Below are 2,977 nucleotides of genomic sequence, written 5' to 3' on the forward strand. Positions count from 1 at the left end.
GTCGGTGGGGAGTTCCAGGGGGGCAAGGTCGGCCAACTTGGCTTGCCAGTAGGCGAGTTGCTCTTCCGACGGGGGGTTGTCCCGCTGCCACAGCGCGTAGTCCGTGTAGCGGAGCGGGAGTTCCGGGAGCGCGCGGGCCTGGTACAGCTCGGTCAGTTCACGCAGGAGCACGCCCATCGACCAGCCGTCGGTGACGATGTGGTGCATCGACAGGACGAGGGTGTGTTCGGCGGGGGTGGTGCGGATCAGCAGAAGCCTGACGAGGGGACCGGTGCGCAGGCAGAAGGGAACGGCCACTTCCCGTTCCAGTGCGGCCTGCGGGGAGACGCCTTCGACGAGACGGACGGGGACGTGCCCTGTGGGGTGCACGATCTGGACGCCTCGCCCGTCGACCGAGTCGAAGGTGGTGCGCAACACTTCGTGCCGGGCGACCAGGGCGTCCATCGCGTTCTGGAGGACCGGTACGTCCAGGTCACCGGTCAGGTGGTAGGCGGTGATCACGTTGTACTCGGTGCCGCCGGGAGCGAAGTCGTCGAGGAACCAGAGGCGTTCCTGCGCGAAGGACAGCGGGAGTTCAGCGGCGACTTGGCGGGTGATGACGTCGGGGTGGCCGCCGTCCGGGAGGGCGGTGGCCAGGGTGGCGACGGTCGGGTGGTCGAAGAGGGCCCGGGGGGAGAGGTCGGCGCCGAGGGCGGTGCGGATACGGGAGGCGATCTTGAGGCTGGTGATGGAGTCGCCGCCGAGGTCGAAGAAGTTGTCGTGGACGCCGATGCGCTCGGCCCCCAGGACGTCCGTCCAGACGGCGGCGACGGCTTCTTCGGTGGGGGTGCGGGGAGCTACGTACTGGTGCGCCGCCTCGAAGACGGGGGCGGGCAGGGCGCGGCGGTCGACCTTGCCGTTCGGGGTCAACGGCAGCGCGTCCAGGGGGACGAAGGCGGACGGGATCATGTAGTCCGGGAGGACGGCGGCGAGTTGGGCACGCCAGCCCTCAACATCCGGCTCACCGACGACGTACGCCACCAGACGCTTGACGCCCTGGTCCTCGCGGGCCACGACGATGACCTGAGCGATGCCCTCGCAGCGGGCCAACACGGCCTCGATCTCGGCGAGTTCGATCCGGAAACCCCGGATCTTGACCTGGTCGTCACCACGGCCCAGGAACTCCAGCCGACCATCAGAACGCCACCGCACCACATCACCCGAGCGGTACAGGCGCTGCCCCGGCACGAACGGATCGGCCACGAACCGCTCAGCGGTCAGCCCGGCCCGCCCGAAATACCCACGAGCCAACCCCTGCCCACCGAGATACAACTCCCCCGGCACACCAGCACCCACCGGCCGCAACCCGGCGTCAAGGACGTAAGCCCGAGTGTCGTCCATGGGAACCCCAAGAGGAACAACGCCTCTGCCGGCTTCCTCGGCGGACAGGGAGCCACACACCGCGAAGGTCGTCGTCTCAGTCGGCCCATAGACATGCACCAACTCCGTACCAGGACACCGCTCCAGCATCCCGGCCATCGCGACGGCGGACGCGGCCTCACCGCCGGTCCACACCTCGCTGAGCCCCCGGAAACACTCCGGGTCCTCCTCGACCAACACCCCGAACAACGCCGTGGTCATGAACATCCCGGTGACACCGTGCAGTTGGACGGCCTCACGGACGACAGGCGCACTCAGTTCCTGACCAGCGACCACCACACAGCCACCGTTCAGCAACGGCACCCAGATCTCGTACGTCGCGGCATCGAAGGAGTGCGGCGAATGGAACAACACCCGCTCGTGCGCGGCGGGACCGAACCTCCCGTCCCGCGCGAGCGCGACGATGGCGCCCTGCGTGACGGCGACCCCCTTCGGACGGCCCGTCGACCCGGACGTGAACATCACGTACGCCAAGGAGTCGGCCGACGGCACCGGAAGTTCGCCCCGCGCCCCCGCCAACTCGGCGCCGGTGAGGACCAGTTCGACCCCGCTGTCCGCCAGCACCTGACGCACCCGCTCCTCGGGGAACGCGGCGTTGAGGGGCACGTACGCGGCCCCGGCCTTGAGGACGGCCAGCATCGCCACCACGACATCGGACGACCGCCGCATCGAGAGAGCCACCCTCGACTCCACGCCCACCCCGCGCCCCGCCAGCGTCCGGGCCAACTCGTCGGCTCTGGCGGACAGTTCGGCATAGGTGAGGGACACGCCCCCGCACACCAGGGCCACCGAGTCCGGCGTCCGCGCCACCCACTCCTCGAAGACCTCCACCACCGACCGGCCGCCCTCGTCCTCCACCCCTTGGGCGAGGAGGTCCGCGACTTCCCCGTCGGTGAGCAACGAGCCCTCGCGCAAAGGCTGTTCGGGGGCGTCCGCGAGGGAGCGCGCGAGGACCAGCCAGCGCTGCCCGAACCGGGCGACCGTGGCGGCATCGAAGAGGTCGGTGCTGTAGGACACCACGGCCCGCAGCCCGCCGTCGGCACACGGCTCGAACTCGATGTTCAGGTCGAACTGCGCGGACCTGACGGGCGGAAGCAGCTCCACCGCGTGCACCCCGGGCAGGGCGAGAGCCCCGCCCGGGGCGTTCTGCAGCGTCACCGCCACCTGCACGAGCGGCGTCCTGCTCGGATCCCGCTCCGGCACAAGCGCCTCGACCAGCCGGCTGAACGGCACACTCTGATGCGCGAACGCCTCCAACGCGGTCTCCCGCACGGCGGCCAGAAGCTCCCCGAACGTCATCGCGCCGTGCACCTGCGCGCGCAGGACGAGGGTGTTGACGAAGAACCCGACCAGCCCTTCCAGTTCGGCCCGCTCACGGCCGGAGACAGCGGTGCCGACCGCGACGTCGGGGCGGCCGGTGTAGACGGCCAGCAGCGCCTGGGTCACGGCGGTCAGGGTCATCGACAAGGTGGCCCCGCTGGAGCGGCCCACCTCGCCCAGGTCCCGTACGAGCTGTTCCGGAACGTCGAAGGTGTGGAGGGCGCCGGCCGAGGTGCGC

1 protein-coding gene is annotated in these 2,977 nt (G+C 70.1%); it reads right to left on the reverse strand.

Annotation, left to right across the window (positions count from 1 at the left end; translation table 11 throughout):
* The coding region (locus AOK24_RS18815) for a condensation domain-containing protein (RefSeq protein ID WP_159051922.1) at positions 1–2,977 on the reverse strand (2,977 nt) is incomplete at both ends.

It is taken from the genome of Streptomyces niveiscabiei, from assembly GCF_001419795.1.
GTDB lineage: Bacteria > Actinomycetota > Actinomycetes > Streptomycetales > Streptomycetaceae > Streptomyces > Streptomyces niveiscabiei.